Source organism: Rhizobium sp. NZLR1, from assembly GCF_017357385.1.
Taxonomy (GTDB): Bacteria; Pseudomonadota; Alphaproteobacteria; order Rhizobiales; family Rhizobiaceae; genus Rhizobium.
In genome coordinates this window covers 1646427-1671962 of record NZ_CP071632.1, presented here as the reverse complement: position 1 = coordinate 1671962, position 25536 = coordinate 1646427, and the positions used below count along the sequence as shown (strand labels likewise).

Annotated in this window: 26 protein-coding genes and 1 tRNA gene; 8 read left to right on the top strand and 19 right to left on the bottom strand. The window is 61.1% G+C overall.

Going from position 1 to position 25536, the window contains the following annotated elements; translation table 11 throughout:
* The first annotated feature begins 5 nt into the window (after window positions 1–5).
* The gene (locus tag J3O30_RS08350) at window positions 6–299 is read left to right on the top strand and encodes a helix-turn-helix domain-containing protein (protein ID WP_207583752.1); all 294 of its coding nucleotides are present in this window, start codon (window positions 6–8) and stop codon (window positions 297–299) included.
* Window positions 300–573: 274 nt separating this feature from the next.
* Complete coding sequence (locus J3O30_RS08345) at window positions 574–723, top strand: hypothetical protein (RefSeq protein ID WP_207583751.1); 150 nt, start codon at window positions 574–576, stop codon at window positions 721–723.
* A 3-nt stretch (window positions 724–726) separates the two neighbouring features.
* Here the strand turns inward: J3O30_RS08345 and J3O30_RS08340 are convergent, their stop codons facing one another.
* A complete protein-coding gene (locus J3O30_RS08340) occupies window positions 727–939 on the bottom strand; it encodes a hypothetical protein (RefSeq protein ID WP_207583750.1) in 213 nt (70 codons plus the stop codon).
* A 188-nt stretch (window positions 940–1127) separates the two neighbouring features.
* On the opposite strand from J3O30_RS08340, the gene J3O30_RS08335 reads away from it, so the two are divergent.
* The gene (locus tag J3O30_RS08335; protein ID WP_207584284.1) at window positions 1128–1361 is read left to right on the top strand and encodes a DUF982 domain-containing protein; all 234 of its coding nucleotides are present in this window, start codon (window positions 1128–1130) and stop codon (window positions 1359–1361) included.
* Window positions 1362–1363: 2 nt separating this feature from the next.
* Here the strand turns inward: J3O30_RS08335 and J3O30_RS08330 are convergent, their stop codons facing one another.
* Complete coding sequence (locus J3O30_RS08330) at window positions 1364–1582, bottom strand: hypothetical protein (RefSeq protein ID WP_207583749.1); 219 nt, start codon at window positions 1580–1582, stop codon at window positions 1364–1366.
* 559 nt (window positions 1583–2141) lie between these two features.
* Between J3O30_RS08330 and J3O30_RS08325 the strand changes: the two genes are divergently transcribed.
* Window positions 2142–2774 carry a methyltransferase domain-containing protein gene (locus J3O30_RS08325; RefSeq protein ID WP_207584283.1) on the top strand — a complete coding sequence of 211 codons (633 nt, stop codon included), beginning with the start codon at window positions 2142–2144 and terminating at the stop codon, window positions 2772–2774.
* A gap of 196 nt (window positions 2775–2970) precedes the next feature.
* Here J3O30_RS08325 and J3O30_RS08320 read toward each other — a convergent pair.
* From J3O30_RS08320 to bcsN, 7 genes are all read right to left on the bottom strand, one after another.
* A tRNA-Pro gene (locus tag J3O30_RS08320) sits at window positions 2971–3047 on the bottom strand.
* 98 nt (window positions 3048–3145) lie between these two features.
* Window positions 3146–3814, bottom strand: a complete 669-nt coding sequence (locus J3O30_RS08315; protein ID WP_207583748.1) for an HAD family hydrolase — start codon at window positions 3812–3814, stop codon at window positions 3146–3148.
* A 77-nt stretch (window positions 3815–3891) separates the two neighbouring features.
* Window positions 3892–6276 carry a cellulose synthase gene (locus J3O30_RS08310; protein WP_207583747.1) on the bottom strand — a complete coding sequence of 795 codons (2385 nt, stop codon included), beginning with the start codon at window positions 6274–6276 and terminating at the stop codon, window positions 3892–3894.
* On the bottom strand, window positions 6273–7316 hold the full coding sequence (locus J3O30_RS08305) for a glycosyl hydrolase family 8 (RefSeq protein WP_207583746.1): 1044 nt from the start codon (window positions 7314–7316) through the stop codon (window positions 6273–6275). The genes J3O30_RS08310 and J3O30_RS08305 overlap by 4 nt, the downstream gene beginning before the upstream one ends.
* A complete protein-coding gene (locus tag J3O30_RS08300) occupies window positions 7313–9808 on the bottom strand; it encodes a cellulose biosynthesis cyclic di-GMP-binding regulatory protein BcsB (protein WP_207583745.1) in 2496 nt (831 codons plus the stop codon). The genes J3O30_RS08305 and J3O30_RS08300 overlap by 4 nt, the downstream gene beginning before the upstream one ends.
* Window positions 9805–11997 (bottom strand): UDP-forming cellulose synthase catalytic subunit, encoded by a 2193-nt coding sequence (bcsA, locus tag J3O30_RS08295; RefSeq protein ID WP_207583744.1) that lies wholly within the window; start codon window positions 11995–11997, stop codon window positions 9805–9807. The genes J3O30_RS08300 and bcsA overlap by 4 nt, the downstream gene beginning before the upstream one ends.
* A gap of 57 nt (window positions 11998–12054) precedes the next feature.
* On the bottom strand, window positions 12055–13038 hold the full coding sequence (gene bcsN, locus J3O30_RS08290) for a cellulose biosynthesis protein BcsN (protein ID WP_207583743.1): 984 nt from the start codon (window positions 13036–13038) through the stop codon (window positions 12055–12057).
* A gap of 324 nt (window positions 13039–13362) precedes the next feature.
* On the opposite strand from bcsN, the gene J3O30_RS08285 reads away from it, so the two are divergent.
* Window positions 13363–13677 (top strand): DUF1236 domain-containing protein, encoded by a 315-nt coding sequence (locus tag J3O30_RS08285; RefSeq protein ID WP_207583742.1) that lies wholly within the window; start codon window positions 13363–13365, stop codon window positions 13675–13677.
* Between the two features lie 90 nt (window positions 13678–13767).
* Here J3O30_RS08285 and J3O30_RS08280 read toward each other — a convergent pair whose 3' ends face one another.
* Window positions 13768–15414: an ATP-binding protein gene (locus J3O30_RS08280; RefSeq protein ID WP_207583741.1), complete on the bottom strand. Its 1647-nt coding sequence runs from the start codon at window positions 15412–15414 to the stop codon at window positions 13768–13770.
* Window positions 15415–15682: 268 nt separating this feature from the next.
* Here J3O30_RS08280 and J3O30_RS08275 point away from each other — a divergent pair, with 268 nt between their 5' ends.
* Entirely contained in the window at window positions 15683–16030 is a 348-nt protein-coding gene (locus J3O30_RS08275) for a response regulator (RefSeq protein WP_207583740.1), read from the top strand.
* A gap of 69 nt (window positions 16031–16099) precedes the next feature.
* On the opposite strand, the gene J3O30_RS08270 is transcribed toward J3O30_RS08275, so the two are convergent.
* The 6 genes from J3O30_RS08270 to J3O30_RS08245 form a co-directional block, all read right to left on the bottom strand.
* A complete protein-coding gene (locus J3O30_RS08270; protein WP_207583739.1) occupies window positions 16100–16639 on the bottom strand; it encodes a MerR family transcriptional regulator in 540 nt (179 codons plus the stop codon).
* 149 nt (window positions 16640–16788) lie between these two features.
* Window positions 16789–17127, bottom strand: coding sequence for an integration host factor subunit alpha (locus tag J3O30_RS08265; RefSeq protein WP_003574027.1), 339 nt, complete (start codon window positions 17125–17127; stop codon window positions 16789–16791).
* 105 nt (window positions 17128–17232) lie between these two features.
* Entirely contained in the window at window positions 17233–18204 is a 972-nt protein-coding gene (locus tag J3O30_RS08260; RefSeq protein WP_207584282.1) for a beta-ketoacyl-ACP synthase III, read from the bottom strand.
* Between the two features lie 20 nt (window positions 18205–18224).
* Window positions 18225–19271: a phosphate acyltransferase PlsX gene (gene plsX, locus J3O30_RS08255; RefSeq protein WP_164008837.1), complete on the bottom strand. Its 1047-nt coding sequence runs from the start codon at window positions 19269–19271 to the stop codon at window positions 18225–18227.
* Between the two features lie 98 nt (window positions 19272–19369).
* The gene (locus J3O30_RS08250; RefSeq protein WP_207583738.1) at window positions 19370–19924 is read right to left on the bottom strand and encodes a DUF177 domain-containing protein; all 555 of its coding nucleotides are present in this window, start codon (window positions 19922–19924) and stop codon (window positions 19370–19372) included.
* 11 nt (window positions 19925–19935) lie between these two features.
* Entirely contained in the window at window positions 19936–20607 is a 672-nt protein-coding gene (locus J3O30_RS08245; protein ID WP_207583737.1) for a ubiquinol-cytochrome C chaperone family protein, read from the bottom strand.
* Between the two features lie 137 nt (window positions 20608–20744).
* Here J3O30_RS08245 and J3O30_RS08240 point away from each other — a divergent pair, with 137 nt between their 5' ends.
* Entirely contained in the window at window positions 20745–21278 is a 534-nt protein-coding gene (locus tag J3O30_RS08240; protein ID WP_207583736.1) for an outer membrane protein assembly factor BamE, read from the top strand.
* Window positions 21279–21407: 129 nt separating this feature from the next.
* Here the strand turns inward: J3O30_RS08240 and J3O30_RS08235 are convergent, their stop codons facing one another.
* The 3 genes from J3O30_RS08235 to ribH form a co-directional block, all read right to left on the bottom strand.
* Entirely contained in the window at window positions 21408–23546 is a 2139-nt protein-coding gene (locus J3O30_RS08235) for a sodium-translocating pyrophosphatase (RefSeq protein ID WP_207583735.1), read from the bottom strand.
* A gap of 199 nt (window positions 23547–23745) precedes the next feature.
* Window positions 23746–24228 (bottom strand): transcription antitermination factor NusB, encoded by a 483-nt coding sequence (gene nusB, locus J3O30_RS08230; protein ID WP_207583734.1) that lies wholly within the window; start codon window positions 24226–24228, stop codon window positions 23746–23748.
* A gap of 3 nt (window positions 24229–24231) precedes the next feature.
* Window positions 24232–24687 carry a 6,7-dimethyl-8-ribityllumazine synthase gene (ribH, locus tag J3O30_RS08225; protein ID WP_003574043.1) on the bottom strand — a complete coding sequence of 152 codons (456 nt, stop codon included), beginning with the start codon at window positions 24685–24687 and terminating at the stop codon, window positions 24232–24234.
* Window positions 24688–25033: 346 nt separating this feature from the next.
* On the opposite strand from ribH, the gene J3O30_RS08220 reads away from it, so the two are divergent.
* Window positions 25034–25393, top strand: a complete 360-nt coding sequence (locus J3O30_RS08220) for a hypothetical protein (RefSeq protein WP_207583733.1) — start codon at window positions 25034–25036, stop codon at window positions 25391–25393.
* Window positions 25394–25536 lie beyond the last annotated feature (143 nt).

The following is a 25536-nucleotide window of genomic DNA, read 5'->3' as shown; positions in this document are numbered from 1 at the left end:
GCGGTATGATAACAGCAACACAGATACGTGGCGCGCGGGCGATGATCGGAATGAGTATCGAAGAGCTCGCCGCCGCAAGTGGCTTGCCGATCGAGACCGTAGCGGCGCTGGAAAATGGCGAATTTGCGGGCGAGCCGCACGCGCTGTTTGATGTTCGCAGCACGCTCGAGGCGCAGGGCATCATCTTCCTGTCCAGCGGCAACCAGGATGAAGGCGGCCCCGGCATTCGATTGCGCGCACGTACGTCCAGCGACGACGGTATCCGGCCGGAGAACCTCAACGCCGCCAATGACGATTAGCGCATGGTGCCGAAAACTGCGCGGTTTTCGGACAGCATCGTGTTCTAACTCTTCAATTTAGAATGGGCCTTCAGAATTAGGCCGACGCGGCTTAAAATCGCTATTCTAAAGCGCGTCGCAGTTAACTTGATTCATACGACGCGCTTTAGCTCCTTGTTTTTATGCATGTCGTTATCCGGGAACCGCTGCACACTTCCCGGCGATCTGCATTAATGGAACCAAATAGGCGTTCCGGCCGTTTCCGCTGTCCTAAAGGATATTGAGGGGCAGTCAGTTGAACCGCAGCAATGGTCTCTACGTCATCATCGGCGTTCTCGTCGTCGCCGTTATCGGCCTCGGCGCTTATATCTACCGTGAGGAGAGCAAGCCGCAGGGGATCGAGATGAGCATCGGCAAGAACGGTGTCTCGATCGAGCAGAACTGAGCGTCAGAGATAGGTCTTGGCCAGATCGGCGAGCTTGCCGCCGTCCTTGACGCCCTGCCTGTAGAGCTGAATGATGACCGCACCGATCCGCTCGGCTTCGGGCGTCGTCCTGACAAGACCGCGGTCCTCGCAGACCTTGTCGAGCACTTGCGACAGCAGATCGAGATCTTCCGAAAACAACGGTAAATCATGCGGATGGATTGATGATCGCAACATCACGCCGCATTTCCTCCGAGGGCAAACGCATTCACGCTTGCATTGCCGGCCGCCCTCCGCAACCAGCAAAATGATTATGCGCGACGGCTTGAACTTTAGCAACTACGCAAATTTCCACGGAACAAAATCAGGGAACAAATTTTTGCCCCGCGCGTTCGGACCGCGCCAGGAATCAGTGAGTGCAGATATTGAGTGAAATTCGCTTTCCCTCCCCCATCCGGGTCTTTGCCCCAGATAGCAGCCTGATCGTTTCCACCGTCTGGGAAGCCGTCGAATATCTCAAACAATGGCCGAGTAAGCGTGGGCGCCATTATCGCATTGCGCGCCAGCATTGCCTGGATGCACTCGACGGGCTGCGCAGCCCGCGCACAGCACAGGCTTCCTTCATCACTGCGGCGAAGACGGCGGGATTGTTGTTGTGAGATTAGCCGGTGTGGCGGCCAGCGGCGGCGAACTGGGGGTGAATGGAGCCTTCCATGATCACCTTGGCGGTTACCTCGATCACACGCTCCTCGGCAATTTCCGCAAGCGCAAGTGCGACATCGCCCTCCGACCAGCCGGCTTTCACGGCCTCGTCTGTCAGGGCCTGGAACGCACTGGCGAGGGCTTGCCTGCAAGTTAAATTCTGTTTCATATCCGCCATGCGCTCGCATCAGGCTCGTTGTGACAGGGACGCTGTTAATCTACACGTATTTGCACGAATGCGAAGAGCTTTCGTTTTTTTTAAATTCAAATTGGATAATTCGAATTTAACTTGTGTATAATCTTAGAACAATGCAAACTTCAAGCCCCATCTAACTGAGTTATCCCTAAAGAAACCGAATTATTTATTTAGAAATCACAGCCGTTAAGGGTATTTCCTGCATTGTTTACTTTAAATAGCTACAAGGCCGCCGTCGAATTAGCGATTTTTTTTGACCTGCGATGGGACAAGCTGAATTGCGGCACGTTCTCTGCATCTCTTTGCTACCCTGTCGATCAACCGTCCCTGAGACGAAGGCGACCTTGGTCTAACGGCCGATCAACAGCTGGGGATCTGCGTCATGATCGGCACCGCAAATCGACCGGCGGCACCAGCTGCCAGGAGCGCCTTCGGCGCTAATCACGTTAATACCACAACGACACCACACTGCCGTCAAAGTCCGCCGTACGATTGCGTTGCGTATTATTGTGTTGGCGGGCTCACATCTTCAGGAGTTAAAATGTCTATCGAACTAGACGCGACGACCTATGTACACGCCAAGCCGGCGACCGCCCATTCTTACATTTTGCCAGCCGTTGTCGATGTTCTCGAGAACAGTTTCCAGCAGGCAAACGAAACGTCGGTCTTCGACCTCGGCTGTGGTGCCGGCGGTGCTGCAGCCGTGCTTGCGGGAAAGGGTTATGATGTCATCGGTGTCGATCCATCCGAGGACGGAATTGCCAAAGCGAGAACGGCCCACCCCGATCTTCCGCTGGAAATTGGCTCCGGTTACGAAGATCTTTCCAGCCGGTATGGGACCTTCGATGCGGTGATAAGCCTTGAGGTCGTGGAGCACGTTTATGATCCCAAGACTTTCTCGGCCACCATGTACGATCTGGTGAAGCCGGGCGGCATCGCGGTCATGTCGACGCCGTTTCACGGTTACTGGAAAAATCTGGCCTTGGCCGTGAGCGGCAAGATGGATGACCATTTCATGCCTCTCAAGAATCACGGCCATATCAAATTCTGGTCTCCGGAAACGCTGAGCACCCTCCTGCATGAAACAGGTTTCGAAGACGTCGATTTCGAATATGTCGGGAGGATTCCGCTCCTGGCGAAATCGATGATTGCGATCGCTCAGAAACCGCACTGAAGGCCAATCGCAAGCCCCCGCCCCTGCAGGGGCGGCGCACGGGCGGGCAAATAGCATGAACAGATAAAATTTTCGTTGGGGACTTTTTCGGGATTTCCGGTTCCCGTTTCCGCATACTTGCCAACGCCACGTCCCGTTTCCGCCTCTAGCAAGGCAACGAAAATTGACATTGTGACTGGGATTTCAAGGGGATAAATGGTCGGGGCGACAGGACTTGAACCTGCGACCCCTTGACCCCCAGTCAAGTGCGCTACCGGGCTGCGCTACGCCCCGACCTGCCGAAACGGCTTGTTTCGTTTAGTTTTTCAGCGCGTGCAATGCAAGCGGAAAAACCTTGCCCCCAACAAAAAGGAGGCGGTTTGTCGGAATGGTCAGATCGCGGTGAGCGTCAGCCGGCCTTCGGCGGTTTGGCGGGGCTGCCATGCCTGGTAGTTGGCGATCGAAAAATGTGGTGTTTCGAAGGGCGTGGCGTGGGTTTGCGTGATGACGGTGACATCGGCGCCGGCGGCCTCGCCGGCGAGAATGCCGGCGACGGCATCTTCGAAGACCAGGCATCTCGCGGGATCGACGCCGAGGCGGCTGGCGCCAAGCAGATAACCTTCGGGGCTGGGCTTGCCGGATTTGACCTCCTTGCCGCTGACGATGACCTTCGGCATCGGGATGCCGGCGGCCGCCATTCGCCGCCTGGCGAGCTCGATCGGCGCCGAGGTGACGATTGCCCATTTTCCATCGGCGATGGCGGAGAGGAAGCGGATGGCGCCGGGGATCTCGACGATGCCCGCGACGTCTTCCATCTCCTCGGCGAGCAGCAGGTCCGCCTCATGGGCCGGATCGACGCCTGGGAGGCCGAGCCCCCGGATAACGTCGGAGGCGCGGATGCCGTGAATCGTCTTCAGGAAAACCTCCGGTTCGAAGCCGTGGCGTCTTGCCCAGTCGCTCCAGACCCGTTCGACGACGGCGATCGAATTCAGCAGCGTTCCGTCCATATCGAAGAGGAAGGCGTCATATGACCTGTCGAGGATGTCACGGAGAGCGGGCACGGGCGTTTCCTTGGGGCGCGGGAGGCCGGGGCGGCCCCCAAGCAGGCGAGTAGCGGAGAGCGGTGGCGGCGTCAACGTCAGTCGTTGACTTCGGGATGGGTGACGCTGCGAACATCGGCCAGACCACGCGTGGCGTCGCGGTTGCCGGTCGCGGCGGCGGCTTCGAAGATACGCGTCGCGTCGCCGTACATTTTCAAATTGAAATAGCTGTAGCCGCGCAAGACCATCAGGTCTATGCGCTCCTGCTGCAGCTGGGCGCGCTGATCGAGATAGATGAGGGTTTCGCGATAACGCCCGGCGTCGAAGGCCGAAAGCGCACGGTCGGCGAGGATCGCCACCTGAAGCTCGGCGGCGCGCTGGCGGTTCTGCGGCGCCTTGGTGGCAGCAACGGCGGCATTGCTGGAGAGGCCGGCACGCAGATAGGCAAGGCTCTGGCCATAGGCTGCGTCTTCACGGTCCTTGCGGATCGGGCTCTTCAGTGCGATCTCGAAGGCGGAGATCGCCTCCATCGGTCGGTTGATGTCCATCAGGCACCAGCCGCGCGACAGCGCGTTTGCCGGGCTGAGCTGTCCTGCATCTACAGTCGTCGAGCAGCCGCGTGGCTGGCGCGCACCGCGCTCAACGGTCACCGTCTGCATCGCCGGCCTCGCCGTGCGAACGGCGACCTCCGGCCCGGGCTGCTGTGCCGCCGGCCGCTCGGCCGGAAGCGGCTCGGCGGCAGCCGGGCGCTGCGTCGGCTGAACCGGCTGCTGCGGGGCAAGCTTTGCCTGCCCGGGCTGCGTGCCGACATTCTGGGTCAAAGAGGAGTTGTCTTCGAGATTGGTGATCCGGGTCGACCGGCCGGCCCAGGCATGCTGGATGTCGAGCACGCCCTTGCTGTCGTTCAGCTGGTCGCGGGTGACGACAAGGCCATAGGCGGATGGCTCGTCATCGGCTTTCCAGGCAAGTGCGGTCTCGAACCAGCGTGCGGCGGTCTGGAACTGGTTGAGCGAGCGGGCATACCAGCCGAACTGCTGCGCCGTCGGCACATATTTCCGGGCAATGACCTCGGCGGCGATGCGATGCAGCACATCTTCGGCGAGATCGGCCGGCGGCTGCAACGCCATCAGGTTGGCGGTGGCGGCGAGATAGGTTGCTGTCGCATCATCGGAATCGGCGCGCCAGCGGAACATCACATCCTCGGCCTCCTGAGGAGCCTTGCGGGCGATCAGCGCCAGCGCCAGCCCTTGCGAAGCGGCGGCCGTATCCTCCTTGGCACGGGCGGCGCGGAACCACTTCTCTGCATCGGCATCATTGTTGCGGCGAAGCTGGTGCCAGCCGAGCAGCAGCGCATCCGACGCAAGCCCCTCGGTTCCGGCGAGTTTTTCGAGGCGGGCGACGTAATCGGGCGCAATGGCGAGCTTCGGATCGTCATTGCCTTCGGCCATGAAGCGTCGGGCGAGATTGTCGCGGATCGCGTCGAATTCCCTGCTGCCGTCGCTCGCAGGTTTCTCGAGGGCGAGCAGCGCCTGCATCGGCTGGTAGGCAAGCAATGTCGAGGCCTTTTCGACGGTCGCCAGCCGTTCGGCCGGATTGGCGCAGCTCATCAGGATGTAGGTATAGGCGTCCTGGCCGCGCTGCACCCTCTCCGTCTGGACGAAGGCTTCGGCGACACGCCAGAGAACGTCGACCTCGCTGCAGGTGAGCAGGCTCGGGGTTGCCGCAGCGATATCGACCACCGTCGCATATTGCTTGAGCTCGGAAGCGTTGACGAGGCGGGCGCGGCCCTCGGCGACGTCGAGGCGGTCGAGCAGATCGGCGGGCGGCTGCCATCCAGCATCGGTGGCCTGACGGTCGGCGACCGCCTTGCGCAGCTCGGCGTAACGGCCATCGGAATAAAGCTGCCACATGGCCTCGAGCTGTTTGTCGCCATTCTGCGGCACGGCGAGCGGATCGGCCGGCGGAACCCAGGTCGGGTAGAGTGCCTGAAGTCGGGAGATCTCAGCCTGCAGGCGCACCTTGTCGCCGCGGCTGGCGAAATAACGAAGCGCACTTTCATCGACGGCAGGCGGCGACGGCGCGGCGGCCTGCTGCGCCGCCGGCGGCGCGGACACGATGGCGGGCGCGACCGGCGCGAGCTCAGCGGCCGGCTGAGGCGTAGCAGGTTGAGGCGTGGCAGGTTGGGGCACCGCAGGCTGCGGTGTTGCAGGCTGCCGCGCGACGGCATTCGGATCGGGCATATCCGATGCCGATGGCGGCGAAGACGTGATCGCCTCGATCTTGTCGGCGACGAGCTGCGCGTTGAATTCGGAATTGCCGGCAACCTCGGTCGGCTTGATGCGGCCCATCATCATCAGCTCCGGCGCCGGCCTGCCAACAGAACCAAGGCCGAACCTTTCCTGCAGAGCGGCACGGTCCTTCAGTCCGGTGACGACGGTCGCCACCATCACTGCCGCTGAGACCGCCACGAGAGAAGACTTCACAGACACTCCGGATGCTTCTCCCCGATATAGGCCAGCCCGAGAAGTTGAAGGGTGGACGGATAATAGAGTGCGGGCGCAAACTGCAGCGCCGAACCCGGCAGCTTGGTCCCATCGACAACACAGGCCACAACATCGTTAACAATTCGATAACCGGGGTCCGGCAACACGGTCTTCGGCCGGCCGGTGGTCAGATCGATGGTGGCGGGAACGCCGTCTTGTGACATCCCCTTTTGCAAGCGGATGAGCAGCGCCTTGTCGGGGATGCCGCCACGCGCGAGATAGAGCGGGATGCGGATGGCATTATAGCCGAATTCGGCGTCGAACCCCTCTGCCGGCCGCGGCTTATCGTGCAGGCTCACCCATTCGGCGGGAAGCTTGCGCGGGCCGAACTGCATCGTCTTCAACAGCTCCACGCCGTCGTCCGACAGTTTTTTCCAGGCATCCGACGGAGCGAGCGCGGCCATCACCGGGATGGCCTCATAAATCCAGTAGGACGGGTTGACGACGGGGCCGTCGTCACGGTCGCTGCCGGTAAAACCTTCGGTCCCGGGCATCAGCAAGGTGCGACCCTCCGAGCTGGCGACGGTTTCGGCAAGCAGCGCCTGCGCCATACGGGAGGCGGCGAGGATATAGTCTTCACGCTTCCATGCCGTGCCGGCCAGCGCCAGCGCATAGGCGATCAACATGTCGCCGTCCGTGGCATTGTTGGTGTCGGTCACGTGCGGCTTGACGCTCGGATCCCATTTCCAAACCGCCAGCCCGTCGTCGCGCAGCAGCAGCTCGGTGCGGGTAAAATACCAGATCTGCTCGAAATCGGCGGGGCTTGCCGAGAGGTAAGCGAGCAGCAGGCCGTAGCCCTGGCCTTCGCTGTGGCTGATATTGCCATTGCCGTTATCGACGATGCGGCCGGTCGGATCGAGAAACTTCGCCTTGTAGGCCGACCATGCGCCGGCATTGATCATCGCCTGCTGCGCGACGACGGACGGGCTCGGTGCGAGCGCGACCGTTGCTGCCAGCAGGAGCGCGCGCCACCCTCTCATTTCGACCGGCCCAGTCTTTTGAGCATTCTCGACGTCGTAAGGCCGATCAACAGCAGGAAGATGACCAGCAGGAAGGCGTAGGAGAGGATATTCGTCGATAGCCAGTTGGCGGCGATCAGGCGGTAGTTGGCGATCGACCAGGGCATCGACGGCACGAAATCGAAACGGGTGACAGGCAGCGTCTCGATCTTGCCCGTCTTGCTCGAATAGGTGGTGATGTGGCCTGATATCTGCGGCCAGTTCAGCTGCGCGGTCAGAACCTCGAGCCCTTCACGCAAATCCTTCGCCGACGGCGCCGCCACCACGGTCCATGAGCCCGTTCCCGCGGGGCTGGAGCCCTGGGCAACCAGCAGCGTCGCGACGTTTGGCGGCGTAAAGATTTCCTCGGCGCCGGGCACAAACTGCAGCGAATTGCGGGAGATGTCGAAATTACGCGACAGCCACTCACGAAAGGCCGTGATACGGTTGTGCAGGAGACCGCCGCTGACCTTGGAATTCCACTCCTCGAAGGCCGTGCCGGTATCGACGACGCCCGTCTGCGCGTCCGTCACGGGACGCCAGGAGGCTTGGCTGGCGGTGGAGATATTGGTCTGCGACAGCGCGGTTGCCGGCATTTGCGAGATGGAGCCGATGAAGATGGCATCGCGATCGCCGATCGTATTCGGCGAGGCGACGCTTTCGACAGCGATCGGATGGCCGGCAGTGATCGCCATCTGGCCAAGCAGGGTTGCGGCGGCCGAAAGGGTGTCGGCATCGATGCGGTCGATGAACAGCGGCGTCGGCTCGGTAGCCCGGCCATAGGGATAAGCGGTGCCGGCCATGGCGGCCAGATTCGGCCGCTGACCGACGCGGGCAAAATCCGGAATGTGCAGCTCGGAGGTATCGAACAGCGCAAAGCGCGGATTGGCAGCGGCGGTGGCGCCCGGTGCGCAAGCCGCATCGTCCTTGGTCATCAGGATCGCCTCGATCGCCACCGAATTGAGACCGGGCTTGAAGTGCCGCATCGTCACGCGGATCGGCAGATGACGCAGAATGCCGCCGGTGGTCGTGGTGATCGGCACGGTGGAGGCGATGTTGTCATTGACGTAGATATCGATGTGGCTGCCGGGCAGCACGTTATCGGTATAGGCGGCGTCGAGCAGCACCTTCGCCTCGCCATAGGCATTGGCATAAAAGTCAGCCGGCACGGCGATATTGAAGCTGGTGCGCAACCGCCGGCCGGAGAATTCGGTGGTCTTCACACCGAGCTGAGACAGAGCGATGTTCGTGTCGGAAAAAACCAGCGGCGCGTTCGGCGCGCTCCAGCGCTCGGTGGTCAGCACGTCGCGGCGAACATCTGCGGACCTGTCCGTCGGCGAAACGATGATATCGATCGCCGAGGAAACCGCCTGCCAGGAGGGGCCGCTGATCAGAAGCACCGGCGAGCCGCTACGCGGATCGGTGACGAAGGCGGCGAGTGCAGCGCTTTCGGCGCCGGGCGGCAGGCCGGGAAAGAGCGGCCGCAGTTCCGCCGCGGTGCCGACGAGCACGCTGAGCTTACCCGGTCCACCGGCCGGAAGCGAAGCGGTGCTGAAGGCAAAGATCTGGTTCGGCATGCTGCTCAGCACCGCGAGGCCCTGCGCCAGCCGTAGCAGCGGCTTGGTGGTTCCCGGCTGCTCCAGCGCCGGGACGACGATATCGAACTCGGTCTTGCCGGCGCCGTCGACACCGATGGCGCGGATCGCGTCGGCGCTCGCCAACTGGGCGGCATCGCTGCCGGCAAAGCTCAGATAGGTTCCGGCCGGATCGACATTCGACCACAATTCATAGGTGGACTGGATGCTGCAATCGGTCCGGTGGCGCTGAGCGGCTTCGAAGGTGACGAGATTGGCGCCCGGCTGCAGCAGACCGGGCGGAACCTCGAAAGTCACTTTCGACGAACCGTCCGCCGAGCCGATGCGCTGCTGGCCGATCGGGCGGTTATTGAGATAGACGGTCAGCGCCGAGGCCTCAGGGGCAACGACGATCGAATTCTGGTAGGCGAAGGTGAAGCTCGCCTTGGCGGCCGCCTGTTCCGGCGTCAGATAGACGGTCCATGACCGCCGGTCATATTCGCCGCCGAGGCCGAGTTTCGAAAAGGGCACAACATAGCGGCGGACATCGCCGGAGCGCGGAGGCAGAGCGGCATTTGCCGCCGCGGCCGGCTGGGGCGCCGGCACCGTCGGCTGCGGCGGAACGGCGATCGCCGGGGGGACGGGTGCAGGCACAGGAGCAGGAGCAGCCTGGGTTGCGGGTGCCGGTGGTACGGACACCGGTGGCGTGACGGGAACCGCGGCCGCTGCGGGCACGGCCGTTGCCGGCTGGGTCGCTGCCGGCGGGGTCGGCGATGTCAATCTCGGGGTAACGGCGGCACCGGGCGGCCGCTCGCCGGACATGTCGAAGGGTGCCGTCTGCGCCTGGGCGAAGGCGGAGGCATTCAGCAGCAAAAGCGAGGCGGCGACGATCATTCTCATCCGGCGTTGACCTTTGCCGCCTGCTGCTGGGCTTCCCGCTCCGGCCGCATGCTGCGGAAGAAGTAAACGAGGCCGCGGCTCGTCTGGTAGAACGACAGGCCGAGAAACCAGATAGTGCCGCGGATCAGGCCCGGATTGCGGCGGCGCGAGGCCTGAAACTCGGTCCACTGGCCGGAATTGGCAAACATCAGGTCGGCGATCAGGCGATGATCGAGGGCGCTTTTCGGCACGTACTGGCAGCCGACATTGCTGATGTCACCCGACGGCTCGATATTGCGAACGATGAGCGGCAGAGTCTCCAGATCCGCGCCGCTATAGGGCCGGAAGCGGATTTCGCCGACGGCACCGACGAGCATGTCGTCGAGATTCTTGTTGAAGATATGAAGCCTTGCGCCGTGAACGGAGACGTCCTCGATCGAGGCCGTATACCACTTGCCGTTGGCGCCGAATTCACAGCGCCGGTTGACGCGGACGCGGCGGGATAGGGCGCGCTCGCCGCGCTCCGACACAACACCGAGCGCGCAGCCGGCCATGATCAGGTTGATGAGGTTCCAGCCGCCGACGACCAGCGTGACGTCGGCCTTATAGGGCTCGGCGTAAATCCTGTAGATGGTAATGATGAGCGCGACGATCTGCACCGCAAAGATGACGAAAAACGGACGGCTGATCTCCGACAGGCGGCTGACGGCGATCGATTCGTCCTTGGCGGTGACCTTGAAGGTCGGCTTCCTCGGATTGAGCATGACGGAGATGACTGCCGGCAGCAGATGCACGGTCTGGACATATTCGTATAGCTCCGAAATCCACGGCCAGCGGAACGACCCGTAAAGGTAGTTCTGCATCATCAGATTCACGAGCATATAGGCCAGCGTATAGGCAAGGAACTCGCCGCCGGAGGCGGTGAAGATTTCCAGATCGAAGAACAAATAGAAGAGCGGCGCAAACAGGAAGATCGTCCGCGGGAACGGGAAGAGCCAAAAAAGCGTGGAGGACATGTAGCAGAGGCGCTGCGGGATCGACAGGCCGCGCTTCAGCAGCGGAAAGCGGAAGCGCAGGATCTGCATCATGCCCTGCGCCCAGCGGCTGCGCTGGCCGATGAAGCTCGCGAAAGTGGCCGGCTGCAGGCCGGCGATCAGCGGCTTGTCGACATAGATGCTGTTCCAGCCAGCGCCGTGGAGCGCCAGTGCCGTCTCGCAATCTTCAGTGATGCTGATGCCGGAAAAGCCGTTCTGGGAGTCGAGCGCCCTGCGGCTCAGAACCGCGGCCGAGCCGCAGAAGAAGGCGGCGTTCCATTTATCGAGGCCGCGCTGGATGATGCCGTAGAACATTTCGTTCTCGCTCGGCATCTTGTCGAAGGTGCGCAGGTTGCGTTCCAGCGGATCGGGATTGATGAAGAAGTGCGGGGTCTGGACAAGGAAGAGCTTCGGGTCGTCCTCGAAATAGCCGACGGTCTCGAGCAGGAAATCGCGGGCGGGCGCGTGGTCGGCATCGAAGACGGCGATGAGTTCGCCGGTCGAGTGTTTCATGCCGTTGTTGAGATTGCCGGCCTTGGCGTGCTCGTTTCGGTCGCGCGTGAGATAGCTGACGTCGAGGTCCTCGCAGAGCTTCTTCAGCTCGATATGGCGGGCAGCGGCGGCCTGGGCTTCGAGCAGCTTGCCGGAATTGCGCTTCTGCAGGGTGCCGCCATCGTCGAGCAGCCAGACATGCAGCTTCTCGGCCGGATAATCCATGGCCTTGGCGGCAGCCAGCGTGTTTCCGAGAAGCCCAGCATCCTCGTTGTAGGATGGCACAAAGACATCGACATGCGGCAAACGCCCGGGATTGGCGGCACGCGAGGGGCGTGACGGCAGCGGCGTCGCGACGATGAACAGGCTGAGCGCCAGCATGGCAACGCTGTACATTTCGGCAAGATAGAGCAGCAGGCCGGGAATGAAGTTCTCGGGCTGGTTAAGAGGCGGCAGCGTATTGGTGGTGCGCCAGTAGACATAGCGCAGCACGATCGACGTGCCGAAGGCGAGCGCCACCAGGCGCCAGGTCCCCTCACCCTTCAAAATCTTGATCAGCGCCATGACCGTCACGACGGTGATGCTGGTGATCAGCTGGGTCTGCAAGTTGACCGGCAGCGTGATCAGCACGATCATGCAGAGCGAAACCACGGCCCAGATGATGACACTGCGGGCTTTGCGCATCGACGTTCCTTCGAAATTGCTCAACCGGCGCACCGTCGGGCGCGCCGGGCATGCTGATTATCTCCGGCAGGCGGCCGTCATGGCCGCGTCGCCTATACAGTCTGGCGACGGCACGGTGACGCCGATCGCCCTTGCAGTTTGTCCAGCTTGTTCGTCCGGCGCGGCTGCCGCATCCGGCGTTATCCTCGCCTGAGGCGCGTCACCCGGCAGCGGCACGCGCGGGCCGATGGGCGCCGGCATCGGTGCGGCGCCTTGCGCCGGTGGCGACACGCTGCGGGCCGGAACTGCCCGCGGCCGGCTGACAATGGCAGGCGCCGGCTCATGGCCGATCGGCATCGGGCTGGCGCGATAGCCGCCCTCGTCAGGATAAATCGGCGCGCCGGTGCGTCCGAGCGCAACATCGGCCGGCGGCGGATTGCCGTAAGGGTTCCAGATCACCCCGTCGAAAGTGCCCGATATGGTATAGCCATAGACGATGCCGAGCAGCTGGCGTTCGCTGGCGTTCGCATCGCAGAGACGCAGGCGCAGCTGGATCATGCCGAAATTGCGCGCCTGAGTATTGGCGGCCGCACTCGAGCGGATCTGCTGCCAGGCAAAGATGCAGCTGTCGCCGCTACGGCTGCGGCCGGAGGCATAACCGAAGGGTCCATAGGCGTTCTGCAGGAAGGTCGCCGACGTCGCCATCGGCACACCGGGGGCCGAACGCGCCACCTCGCGGCTAATGCCGCTCTCGTTAATCATGCTGTAGCCGGCATTGCCGATGCCGGGATTGGCCCCGGACGCGCCAAAAAACTGGACATTCAGGAAGTTCTGGCCTGGCACGGAGGATGAGGTAAACAGCGAGATCGTCTGCTCGACGCCATTGCCACGCTTACGCTCGACGACGCTGACGATCGACGGGCCGCCCGGCGGTGGCAGGACCAGCGCCTTTTCAGGCGCCACGGTCTCCGGTCCGGAGGGCTGGCGCACACCGCCCGTCGACGTGCAGCCGGCCATCATGCCCGCCACAGCCACCAGCGATATCGTCTTCCGCAAACGCATGTCTCGAGCCGCCGCAATCGTCTTTCCAGATATCCATTCGCAAGCCGAAACGCGATGGACCTTCGAATCAACGACCAACCGGCCGTTCACAGGGTATAAATCGCCAACATGGTTAACGAAGAGTAAAGAACCCGCCGCAGGTGCCGCTGAACGAACTCGCATTGAACGTGATTCGAACAGCTCAACCGTATGGTGCATAAATTTATTTAGCAACAACTGAATTGCCGAGATTGCGCCTCTTCGGCACTGGCGAAGGCCGCGCGGGAACTATGCCGCATGGCCGGCGTTGCGTTGATGTCTCAGGTTGAACAAGGAGAACATTCCATGCGCAAGATCATGCTGGCTGCGGCCGCCATGCTGACCATCGGCTCCGCCGCCTTCGCGCAGAGCACCGTCATCGTCACCGATCCCGCAGCGACCGGCTCCGTCGTGTTGCCGGGCGAGGTGCGCACCTATGTGATGGAGCAAAACACGCCATCCGTCGTCTATGAAGGCGATATCGCCGTCGGTGCGACGCTGCCCGATACCGTGGAAGTGCACACCGTGCCGGATATGGACGGCTACGGCTATACCGTCGTCAATGAGCGGCGTGTGATCGTCGAGCCGAAGACGCACCGTGTGATCCAGGTGCTGGAATAAAGCGATCGGGAATAGTGGACGTGCGGTTGCCTAGAACAGGATGATTTTAGGCCCGGTGGGCCTAACTTTCGGCATCATACTCTGGCGGCTTCACGGCCGCTCGCCTTCCGTCCTTGCCGGCGCATTCAGGAGTTCGCGGATCTTGTGGGCGAGTTGCTCCAGGCTGAAGGGCTTGGCGAGCAAGGAAACGCCGTGATCGAGCACCCCGTTATGAACGATGGCATTGCGGGTATAGCCCGTTGTGTAGAGTATCCGGATCGCCGGCCATTTTTTCTGGACGATATCGGCCAGCTGGCGTCCGGTCATTTGCGGCATGACGATATCGGTAAAGACCAGGTCGACTTCCCGATTTTCTTCCAGAACGAGAAGCGCTTCCATCCCGCTTGCCGCCTGCAACACGGTGTAACCGAGTTCATGCAGGCTTTCGGCGGTCATGGTGCGGACGTTCTCATCATCCTCCACCACCAGGATCGTATCGTTGACGCTGCCCTGGGGGATAGGCTGGGCGCCGGCCGCAGTCAACCGAGCTTCGGTCGCCCCGACACGACGCGGAAGATAGATCTTCACCGTCGTGCCCCTGTCGATCTCCGAATAGATCTTGATGTGGCCGCCGCTCTGCTTGATGTAGCCGTAAACTTGGCTGAGGCCGAGACCGGTGCCCTTGCCGGGTCCCTTGGTGGTGTAGAACGGATCGAACGCCCGCTCGATTACATCAGGCGACATGCCAGTGCCGGTGTCGGTCATGCTGATCATCACATATTGGCCGGCCTCGACCTCCGAATGCATCCGGGAATATCGCTCATCGAGTTCGGTATTGGCGGTCTCGATCGTCAGATGTCCGCCGCCAGGCATGGCGTCGCGGGCGTTGACGGCAAGGTTCAGAATAGCGTTCTCAAGCTGACTCAGATCGGCAAAACTCGGCCAGAGGCCGCCGGCAAGCACGGTCTCGATCCGGATCTGCTCGCCGAGTGTACGGCGCAGCAGCTCCGACATGCCGCCGACCAGTTTGTTGAGGTCGATCACCTCAGGGGCGAGCGGCTGCTGGCGCGAGAAAGCGAGAAGACGGGCGGTCAGTACCGCGGCCCTCTGGGCGCCGTCTTTGGCATTCTGGATCGAATGCAGCATGCGGGGGTCCTCGCTTCCGGTGAGGCGCCGCTGGGCAAGATCGAGGTTGCCGATGATGATCGCCAGCATGTTGTTGAAATCGTGGGCGACCCCGCCTGTCAGCTGACCGATCGTCTCCATCTTCTGCAGCTGGCGCACCTGCGCCTGAGCGGCTGCGTTTTCTTCCATCTCGTGCCGGAGCTCGGCGGTGCGCTGGACCACCGTGTGTTCGAGGCGCGTGTTGAAACTGTTGAGCTCACTGCGGAGGCGGCTCTGCCGGCCATGCGCGATAATGATCGTCTCCATTAGGCCGATGATGATCGCGGCATTGACGAGATAGGTTGAGAGACCAACCCATTGGCCGGCGCTGACCGGCCAGAAGATATTGTGCGGCTCGACGAAAAACTGCTGAACGATGAAAGCGGCAAGTATGGCCGCGACAAGGCCCGGCCCTGCGCCGCCTATAAAACTCGCCAGCAATATCGCCGGGAGGAAGCTCAAGAAGGGGAAGCCGGAGAGATAGTCGCTGGCGGCAAGCCTCAGAAGAAAAGTCAGGCCAACGAAGGCAACGGCCAGCGGATATGTATAACCCGGCCTATGACGCAGCCAATCCGTGGCACTCAGCAAATCCATTCCAGATCCCTTCTTACAGCGCCGCGCGTCTTTCAGATGCGCAAAGGAGGCTGTAACTCTTTCATTTTCCGCATGATTTTATCTTTGAATCGATTCGGATTTAAGGAATTATGCAGGAGCCGTTGCGCAAACGGCATCCCAGCTTTTACACATCGAATTTCACCCGGCAATATGTTGATTCTCGCACTGCCGGCCACGACACCTTGACGAGCCGTGCAAGGGGTCCACATATTTCCATGCCCAGCAAGGGGAATGGGTGGATGGGAACATGAAAGACATATTCATCGTCGAAGACGACGCGCTGATTGCAATGTTACTTGAGGACATGCTCGCCGATCTCGGCTACCGGGTTTGCGCCAGTGCGCCCGATCTGGAACGGGCGCTGACAACAGCCAGGGAGACGGAGTTCGACGCTGCAATTCTGGATGTCTCGCTTGCAGGGCAGAGTTCGCTGCCGGTTGCAAAACTGCTCGACGAACGCGGCAAACCCTATATCTACGCGACGGGATATGGCGCCGCCCCTGCTGGCAGCAGCCCAAGCACATTGCCCGTACTGCAAAAACCCTTCCAGCTCAGCGAACTCGAACAGGCGATGAAGCGGCTTACCGAAGCCTAATGCATGTCGCCCGGACGTGGGCTGCGGTTCCGGGTTAACGATGCATAAATGCAAAGAGTTGTTTTCTGGTCAGCGCACCTGATCGAGCAGGCGTTTGCATTCCAGCAGGTCGTAGAGCGCTTCCTGCAGCAATGCCCGGTCTTCCTTGCCGACGCTCGACTTGCCAATCGAGACTTCCTGCTCGTCGTCGCCAGCCACAAAGTTGAAGAAGCGGCGGGTAATCGGCGCCTTGGCACGGCCGACAATCTGGTCTTCATCGGCCATGCCGACGCGCGGTTCACCGGCAATAGCCTCCTGGACGCCCGACGCAAGCGCCTCGACGCTGGCAAGATCGCCGTGGCCGACGGATATGACGAACTTGTTGCCGTTGGTCTTCAAAAGCTTCTGCACGCCCTTGATCGTATAGCCATGATCATAGAGCAAATGCCGGATGCCCTTGAGGAGATCCACATCCTCGGGCCGGTAGTAACGACGGCCACCGCCGCGCTTCATCGGCTTTATCTGGGGAAAACGCGTCTCCCAGAAGCGCAGCACATGCTGCGGCAGATCAAGATCGTCTGCGACTTCGCTGATGGTGCGAAAGGCATCGGGGCTCTTGTCCAACGTCATGCTGCTACGCGACCTCGCGGCTCGATCCTACGGCGACTCATCATATTTCAACGGTTTGGCGCCGACAATTCAAGTCATGTGTCGACGTTGCGCACAACGCAGGACAGTGCGGAGAGAAAAAATGCTGTTTAGAAACGGGAAGCAGATGATCAAGAGGCCGGATTCTGCGGCTTCAGCTTGACCTTGCGAGACACATGCGCCTTGAGGATGCGCGTCTTCAGCACGTTCGACGCCTTGAAGGTCATGACCCGACGCGGGGAAATCGGAACCTCTTCGCCAGTCTTCGGGTTGCGGCCGATCCGCTCGTTCTTGTCGCGCACCTGGAAGGTGGCGAAGGAGGAAAGCTTGACGGTTTCACCACGCACGATGGCGTTGCAAACTTCGTCGATGACGGTTTCCACAAGTTCCGCAGATTCGGTCCGGGAAAGCCCGACCTTTCGGAAAACGGATTCCGCCAGGTCTGCTCGCGTCACTGTTTTTCCGGTCATGGTTTCCCCGCCCACTACAAATATTTTGTGAAATCGCATGAAGAGTATTTGTCTTGCGCCTTACGGTCAAGCTCTTGTTCGCCGCCAGTTTTTTAGGATTCGTGCCTACCAGCGCAGCAGAACGGCGCCCCAGGTGAAGCCGCCGCCCATCGCTTCGAGCATCACCAGGTCGCCCTTCTTGATGCGGCCATCGCCAGCAGCGGTCGCAAGTGCAAGCGGGATCGAGGCCGCCGAGGTATTGCCGTGCAGATCGACTGTGATGACGACCTTCGCCGCATCGATATTCAGCTTCTTGGCCGAACCGTCGATGATGCGCCGATTGGCTTGGTGCGGCACCAGCCAATCGAGGTCATCGGCTGTCGTGCCGGTCGAATCGAAAGCCGCCTGAATGACATCGGTGATCATGCCGACGGCGTATTTGAAGACCTCGCGGCCTTCCATGCGCAGCTTGCCGACGGTGCCCGTCGTCGACGGTCCGCCATCGACATAGAGTTTTTCCTTGTGCGAGCCGTCCGAGCGCAGATGCGCGGTCAGCACGCCGCGATCGGCAACAGTCCCCTCGCCCTCGGTCGCTTCGAGCACGATCGCGCCGGCGCCGTCGCCGAAAAGCACGCAGGTGGTGCGGTCGTTCCAGTCGAGAATGCGCGAAAAAGTCTCGGCGCCGATGACGAGAACGCGCTTTGCAAGCCCGCCACGGATATAGGCGTCCGCCGTCGTCACCGCATAGACGAAACCAGTGCAGACGGCCTGGACGTCGAAAGCGAAGCCGTGGCTCATGCCGAGGCGGTTCTGGATATTGACCGAGGTTGCCGGAAAGGTGTTATCCGGCGTCGAGGTGGCACAGATGATGAGATCGATATCATCAGGCGTCAGGCCGCCATTGGCAAGGGCTGCGCGCGCCGCGGCCTCGCCGAGCGACGCCGTCGTCTCGTCATCGCCAGCGAGATAACGCTGGCGGATGCCGGTGCGCTGGACGATCCATTCGTCTGACGTGTCGACGATCGCCTCCATGTCACCATTGGTCATCACGCGCTTCGGAAGTGCGGCTCCGAACCCGCGAACCACTGAACGGATCATAGTCGATTGAACCCCATTGCTCATGCAGCTTCCGGGCCCATGGGGGGCAGCCGCTTGGCATGATATTTCTTAAGATCGTTTTCTATTTTCTGATTGAGGCCGTTCTTGGCCATGTCGTAGCCGACTTCGATGGCCGCGGCGATGCCTTCGGCATTCGCCCCGCCATGGCTCTTGATGACGATGCCGTTCAGGCCGAGAAACACGCCGCCATTGACCTTGCTCGGATCGAGCTTCTCGCGGAGCATGTCGAAGGCGCTTTTGGCGAAGAGGTAGCCAATGCGGGCGAGCAGCGTGCGCGACATGGCGGCACGCAGATATTCACCGATCTGCTTGGCGGTGCCTTCAGCGGTCTTCAGAGCGATATTGCCGGAAAACCCTTCGGTGACGACGACGTCGACCGTGCCCTTGCCAAGGTCGTTGCCCTCGACAAAGCCGGAATATTCAAGCGAATCGATGTTTGCCTCGCGCAACAGCCGACCGGCTTCCTTGACCTCTTCCTGGCCTTTCATTTCCTCGACGCCGACGTTCAGAAGGCCGACCGTAGGACGTTCGACCTCGAACAGCGCCCGCGCCATGGCGCCGCCCATCAGAGCAAAATCCATCAGTTGCTGGGCATCGGCGCCGATCGTCGCACCGACGTCGAGCACGATGCTCTCCCCTTTAAGCGTCGGCCAGATCGCGGCGATCGCAGGGCGCTCGATATTGGCCATCGTGCGCAGACAGAACTTCGCCATCGCCATCAGCGCCCCGGTATTGCCGGCCGAGACCGCAACATCGGCCTCCCCCGTCTTCACCGCCTCGATCGAGCGCCACATGGTGGAGATGTAGCGGCCGCGGCGAAGCGCCTGGCTCGGCTTCTCCTCCATGCTGACGGCAAGCTCGCAATCGTGAAAGAGCGATTTTTCCCTAAGCTTCGGAAACTTGGCGAGAACCGGATCGCACTGTTCCTTGAGACCGTAGAAAACGAAGGAAATATCCGGATGCCGATCCAACGCCTTGGCGGCGCCGGGAATGACAACCTGGGGACCAAAGTCGCCACCCATGAGGTCGAGAGATATTCTGATCACGCGTCCCTGATCCTTCTTTTCGCCGATGGCGAAATTTCGGCCAAAATACCGGTTTTGGCGTCGCTTACAACTGAATTATGTCAAATGCCAGAGACGCTTCAGTCCTTTTTCCAATCCTTGAGGGCAGCGAAAGCCGAGGGCTTTTTGTCGTCTTCGCCGCCATCCTCGATATGGCCGTCGAATTCGATGTCCTTCTTGCGCGGATAGGGATCGATCGCCAGAGCGGCAAATTCGACAACCAACTCGCCGGCATCGATCGTATCGCCGACAAAGGTCTCGGGCAGATCAGGGCCGTCCGGATCGAGCAACATCTCGCCGGCGTCATTACCGGCCTGGCGGGCAAGCTTGGAGCCGTCCGGCACGAAGATCTGCTCGAAGCTCTCGTCGATGGCGGATTCGACCGGTTCCAGCGTAATGACGCAGGACTGGACGAGCTTCGCCTTTACGCGGCCCTTGATGCGCACGCCGTCGCGTTTCCAGCGGGCGATCTGCAGGTCGGCGCTGAGATTGTCGACCGAGACAATGTTCCAGGTCTCGGCAAGCCCCTTCAGTTCCTTGGCGTCTGCCTCGACGTGGACCTCGACGGGGTTGGCCGAGATATGGCCGACCTTGACGTGATAGGAGAAGGGAACATCGTCCCGATTGTTCTTCATCGTTTCCTCCTTCAATCGACCGGTGGCCAAGTGACCGGTGGGGTGGCGACCGGTGGGAGCGCTGCCGAACCGGTGGCGATCTCCTCTTCGGCAATGGCGGACAAATGCGCTTCCGCGGCGATCATCCACCCGGCGAGGCCGGACATATCGGCCGGTGCCGAGCTTTCCGGGTAGATATTGCGCGTGAGTGCCCCAGAGAGCGCTTCGGCATCGCCCGTGTCCATCGCCTTCGAATAGGCTTCGAGGCGGCCATAAAACATGCCGGCGAGCTTCTTCATCCGCTTCGGCACGCTGTTGTCGCCGATGCCGAGTTCACGGATCGAATAGTCGATATCCTGGAAGAAAGCGTCGACGATCTCCTGGGCGATCTCCTGGCCGCTGGTGCCGGAAGCACGCGTGCGGCGAAAAAATAGAATCATGACGATCGACAGCATCTCGAAACGGCCCATGACCGTGTCCGGCACATTGAGCCGCTGATAAATCTCAGGCATGCGCGCGGCCGCCGTCAGCGCCGCATATTGCCTGTAGACGATTGCTTGATTGTTGTTTTTCTTACGGAAGAGCCCGAAGATCATTGTTTTTTCCGGAAATGCCTCATTCTTCACGCCGGCTGGCCTCTGGCCTTGTTGCATGATTTCGAAAGCTGGTTTACCGAAGCAGGCGCGAATTGCAATGCCGATCATGGCCAGTTTCGGGACGACGCCTTCGATGCGTCAGCGAAGCGAATTCGGGACATTTGACCCGGAATGGCCACAATGGTTTTGCAGGAGGTAAAGCGTGCAAGGCCCAAAATGGCTGCTATCGATACTCAAGGGAGTAGATGTCGTTGAAGAAACGGTATTTCAAGTCTGACGTGAAATTCTTCAGCAGTGCGGCCATTGCCTTCATAATCGCCTCCACCACCGCTCTTTCCGGTTGCCAGACCAGCACCGTGCTCAATGGCGGATATGTCGCCGACCAGCAGTCGCTGAACCTCGTTCCGGAGGGCTCGAGCCGCGAGCAGGTGCTGCTTTCGCTCGGCACCCCGTCGACGACGGCGACCTTCGACGGTGAAGTCTTCTATTACATTTCGCAGCGACGCACGCGTGCGGTCGCCTTCCAGAAACTGAAAGTCGTCGATCAGAGCGTTCTGGCGGTCTATTTCGACAAGGACGGCGTCGTCAGTCGCCGCGCCAACTATACCCTGCAGGACGGCAAGGTGTTCGACACGGTCGGGCGCGTCACGCCGACCGGCGGCAAGGAACTCACCTTCCTGCAGCAGATGCTCTCCGGCGGCAGTGCCGCGAGCGCTGCCCGCAGCCTGTTCGGCGGTGGCGCCGGCGGTACGCCGCAGAACCCAAGCAGCCTGCGCTGATCGAATACACCTCATACGAAAACCCGCCGGAGCAGCTCCGGCGGGTTTTTTACTTCATAATTCAAGGCGTTACAGCGTTCTTCTCCGTGTCAGGCGCCGCGGCGAACCGCGGTGCCTGCACACGATGGCTCAACCGGCGAGAACGGCGAGCAGCAGCAGCGCAACGATGTTGGTGATCTTGATCGCCGGGTTGACGGCGGGGCCGGCGGTGTCCTTGTAGGGATCGCCGACGGTATCGCCAGTGACCGAGGCCTTGTGCGCATCCGAGCCCTTCATGTGACGCACGCCGTCCTTGTCGACGAAACCATCCTCGAAGCTCTTCTTGGCATTGTCCCAGGCGCCGCCACCCGATGTCATCGAAATGGCGACGAAGAGGCCGTTGATAATGACGCCAAGCAGCGATGCGCCGAGCGCAGCAAAGGCCGAGGCTTTGGAGCCGGAGATGAGAAGAACGCCGAAATAGACGACGATCGGCGCCAGCACCGGCAACAGCGACGGCACGATCATCTCGCGGATGGCGGCCTTGGTCAGAAGGTCGACGGCCCTGCCGTAATCCGGCTTTTCCGTGCCCTCCATGATGCCCGGTTTTTCCTTGAACTGACGGCGAACTTCCTCGACGATCGCACCGGCCGCACGGCCGACGGCGGTCATTGCGATGCCGCCGAAGAGGTAGGGAATGAGACCGCCGAAGATCAATCCCGCCACGACATAGGGGTTGGAAAGATCGAAGGAAATTTCGCCTATGCCGGCGAAATAAGGGAACTTGTCGCCATTCGCCGCAAAATATTTGAGGTCGTAGGAGTAGGCTGCGAAAAGAACCAGTGCGCCGAGGCCGGCGGAACCGATGGCATAACCCTTGGTGACGGCTTTGGTCGTATTGCCGACAGCATCGAGCGCATCCGTGGATTTACGCACTTCCGGCGGTAGATGCGACATTTCGGCGATACCGCCGGCATTGTCCGTCACCGGTCCGAATGCGTCGAGGGCGACGATCATCCCGGCAATACCCAGCATCGCCGTGACCGCAATGCCGGTGCCGAAAAGGCCGCCGAGCTGGTAGGTGGCGAGAATGCCGCCGACGATGACGATCGCCGGCAGTGCCGTCGATTCCAGCGAGACGGCCAGGCCCTGGATGACATTGGTGCCGTGACCGGTGACCGAGGCCTGGGCGATCGAGACGACCGGACGCTTGCCGGTGCCGGTATAATATTCGGTGATCACCACGATCAGCGCGGTGACGACGAGGCCGACGATGCCGCAGAAGAAGAGGTGCGCGCCTGAAATGTCGACGCCGCCGACCGTGCCGAGCGAGCCCCAGCCGACCGTCAGCGAGGTGGCGGCGCCGAGACCGACGATCGACAGCAGGCCGGTGACGATGAGGCCCTTGTAAAGAGCGCCCATGATCGAGCCGTTCGAGCCGAGCTTGACGAAGAAGGTGCCGATGATCGAGGTGATGATGCAGGCACCGCAGATCGCCAGCGGATAGATCATCGCAGACTGGAGGATCGGCGCTCCGGCAAAGAAGATCGAAGCGAGGACCATGGTGGCGACGACGGAAACCGCATAGGTCTCGAAAAGGTCGGCGGCCATCCCGGCGCAGTCGCCGACGTTGTCGCCGACATTGTCGGCAATCGTTGCCGGGTTGCGCGGATCGTCTTCGGGAATGCCGGCTTCCACCTTGCCGACAAGGTCGCCGCCGACATCGGCGCCTTTGGTGAAGATGCCACCACCGAGACGGGCGAAGATCGAGATCAGCGAAGCACCGAAGCCCAGCGCCACCAGCGCATCGACGACTTCGCGCGAGCCGCTCTCATGGCCGAGGCCGAAGGTCAAAATGGTATAGTAGATGGAGACGCCGAGCAGTGCCAGGCCAGCCACCAGCATGCCGGTGATCGCACCAGACTTGAAGGCGATGTCGAGGCCGGCGGAAAGGCTCGCGGAAGCAGCCTGGGCGGTGCGCACATTGGCGCGGACGGAGACGTGCATGCCGATGAAGCCGGCAGCCCCGGAAAGCACAGCGCCGATCAGGAAGCCGATGGCGGCCGTGGCGGAAAGAAGCAGCCAGGCTGCGATGAAAACGACAACGCCAACAAGGGCAATGGTTCTGTACTGGCGCGTCAAATAGGCTTGAGCGCCCTCGCGGATATAGCCCGCGATCTCCTGCATGCGGCTGTTGCCCTGATCGGCGGCAAGCACCGACCGAGTTGCCCAGGCGGCATAGACCACCGAGAGCAGACCGCATGCAATTACGCATAAAAGAATGGTCATTTCGCTCTTTCCTCCCATAGGCCGGAGATCACTCCTTCTCCGGCAAAAACGCCGCCGAATCGCCTTTCCTCTCCACAGAAATGCCACAGCTAAGCGGTGCGGAGATTGCTTGGTCGATTACGTGGCGTCAAGACCGCAACAGGCGAAAAACCGTTGCAGTTCAAAGAAAGAGGCGGGAGATTGTTTGGCGGCTAAGGAGTTATTTCTTCGCCTCGCCGCGGACCTGCTTCGCGATGCGGTCGAGCACGGCGTTGACGAGCTTCGGCTCGTCGTCATCGAAGAAGGCCTGGGCGATCTCGACATATTCGGTGACGATGACCGCCACCGGGACGTCCTTGCGGTCGGTGATCTCGAAGACGCCGGCGCGCAGGATGGCGCGCACGGTGCTGTCGAGACGCGACAAAGCCCAATCATCCTGCAGGGCCGCAGCAATCAGCGGATCAAGATGGGTCTGATCGCGCACGACGCCGGAGACGATCGAACGGAACCAAGCGGCGTCGGCCTTCAGATAGGTCGCGCCGTCGAGTTCCTGGCCAAGACGGTGCGCCTCGTATTCGGCGACGATCTCCAGGACACCAGTGCCGCCGACATCCATTTGATAAAGCGCCTGAACGGCAGCAAGTCGGGCAGCGCCCCGCTGGTTTGCAGTCTTGACCGGCCGTTCCGTCTTGTCGTCGTTCATTCGTTATGCACCCAATTTCTGCTTCAGCTCGATCATGGTCAGAGCTGCGCGAGCGGCAAATCCGCCCTTGTCTTTATCCGAGCGGCGCGCACGCGCCCATGCCTGTTCGTCGTTTTCGACGGTCAGAATGCCGTTGCCGATGGCAAGGGACTCGCTGACCGCAAGATCCATCAAAGCCCGCGAGGATTCATTCGATACGATATCGAAGTGATAGGTCTCGCCGCGGATGACCATGCCAAGCGCGACATAGCCATCATAATGCGTTCCACCATTGTCGTCTCCATCGAGCGACATGGCAATCGCCGCTGGAATTTCCAGTGCGCCGGGAACCGTGACGACCTCAAAGGTGGCGCCGGCCTGTTCCAATGCGAAGGTGGCGCCTTCGAGCAAGGCGTCGGCCATGTCGTCGTAGAAGCGGGCCTCAACGATCAAAATATGGGGAGCGGTCTCTCTCGGCATGGTTCACCTTCGTTTTGCGGGGCGTTTTCCACTCGGCAGGCCGCGGTCAAAACATGCCTTCGCAGGAATGGCAAGCACTTTCGCCCGATGCCGCAACGCCAAAATTGAAATATCAGCAAAGGGATAGCCGCGCCACGGCTGCGTCAGCGGGCAAGCCTTTGAAATCAGCTTTTCCGGATGCCTGGAAGACGGCAATTCAAAGGCCGTATTAATGAACAATTCTTAATGGATTTTCAGTGACTTAACCCATTGAATCGCGAAAGGGACAACGCCAATTCCATGTCGTGACGCAGACGATCCCCTGCAACGACAGTCGACCGTCAAAGCAGATGAAAAGGATACTATCATGAACCGCGTTGTCACCATCACTATCGCCGCCGCCCTCTCCTCCCTCGGATTTGCCGGCGTCAGCCGGGCCGAAAGCCTTGGGATGAACACTGCCCAGGGTATCGAGCAGACACTCAGGAGCTTCCACGGCAACGATTTCAACGTCGAGCAGGTCCATAACTGGCGTAACCTCGACGACGAAACGACCGGTCCGCGCTCGGCGCCGGAACGTTCCGGCCAGGCCGTTCACGGCATCCAGGCCTCGATCGACGCCAACGGGTCGCTTGCCCATCGGCTTAACAATGAAGGCGTCGATGTCCGTAACATCGTCAATGCCGAACAGGCAGCCGACGGAAGCTTGACCTTCTACGTCCGCTGACGCTTCAGAGCATCGTGTCCCATCGGTGCGCGGCGCTCAAAGCATGGGCGGCGGTCTCCTCTCCGCCCATGCCGGGGATTTCCCAGATAGGCCCAAATAAGCATTGAATTATTAGCCGCGATGATGGCTTCTCTCCCTGCAAC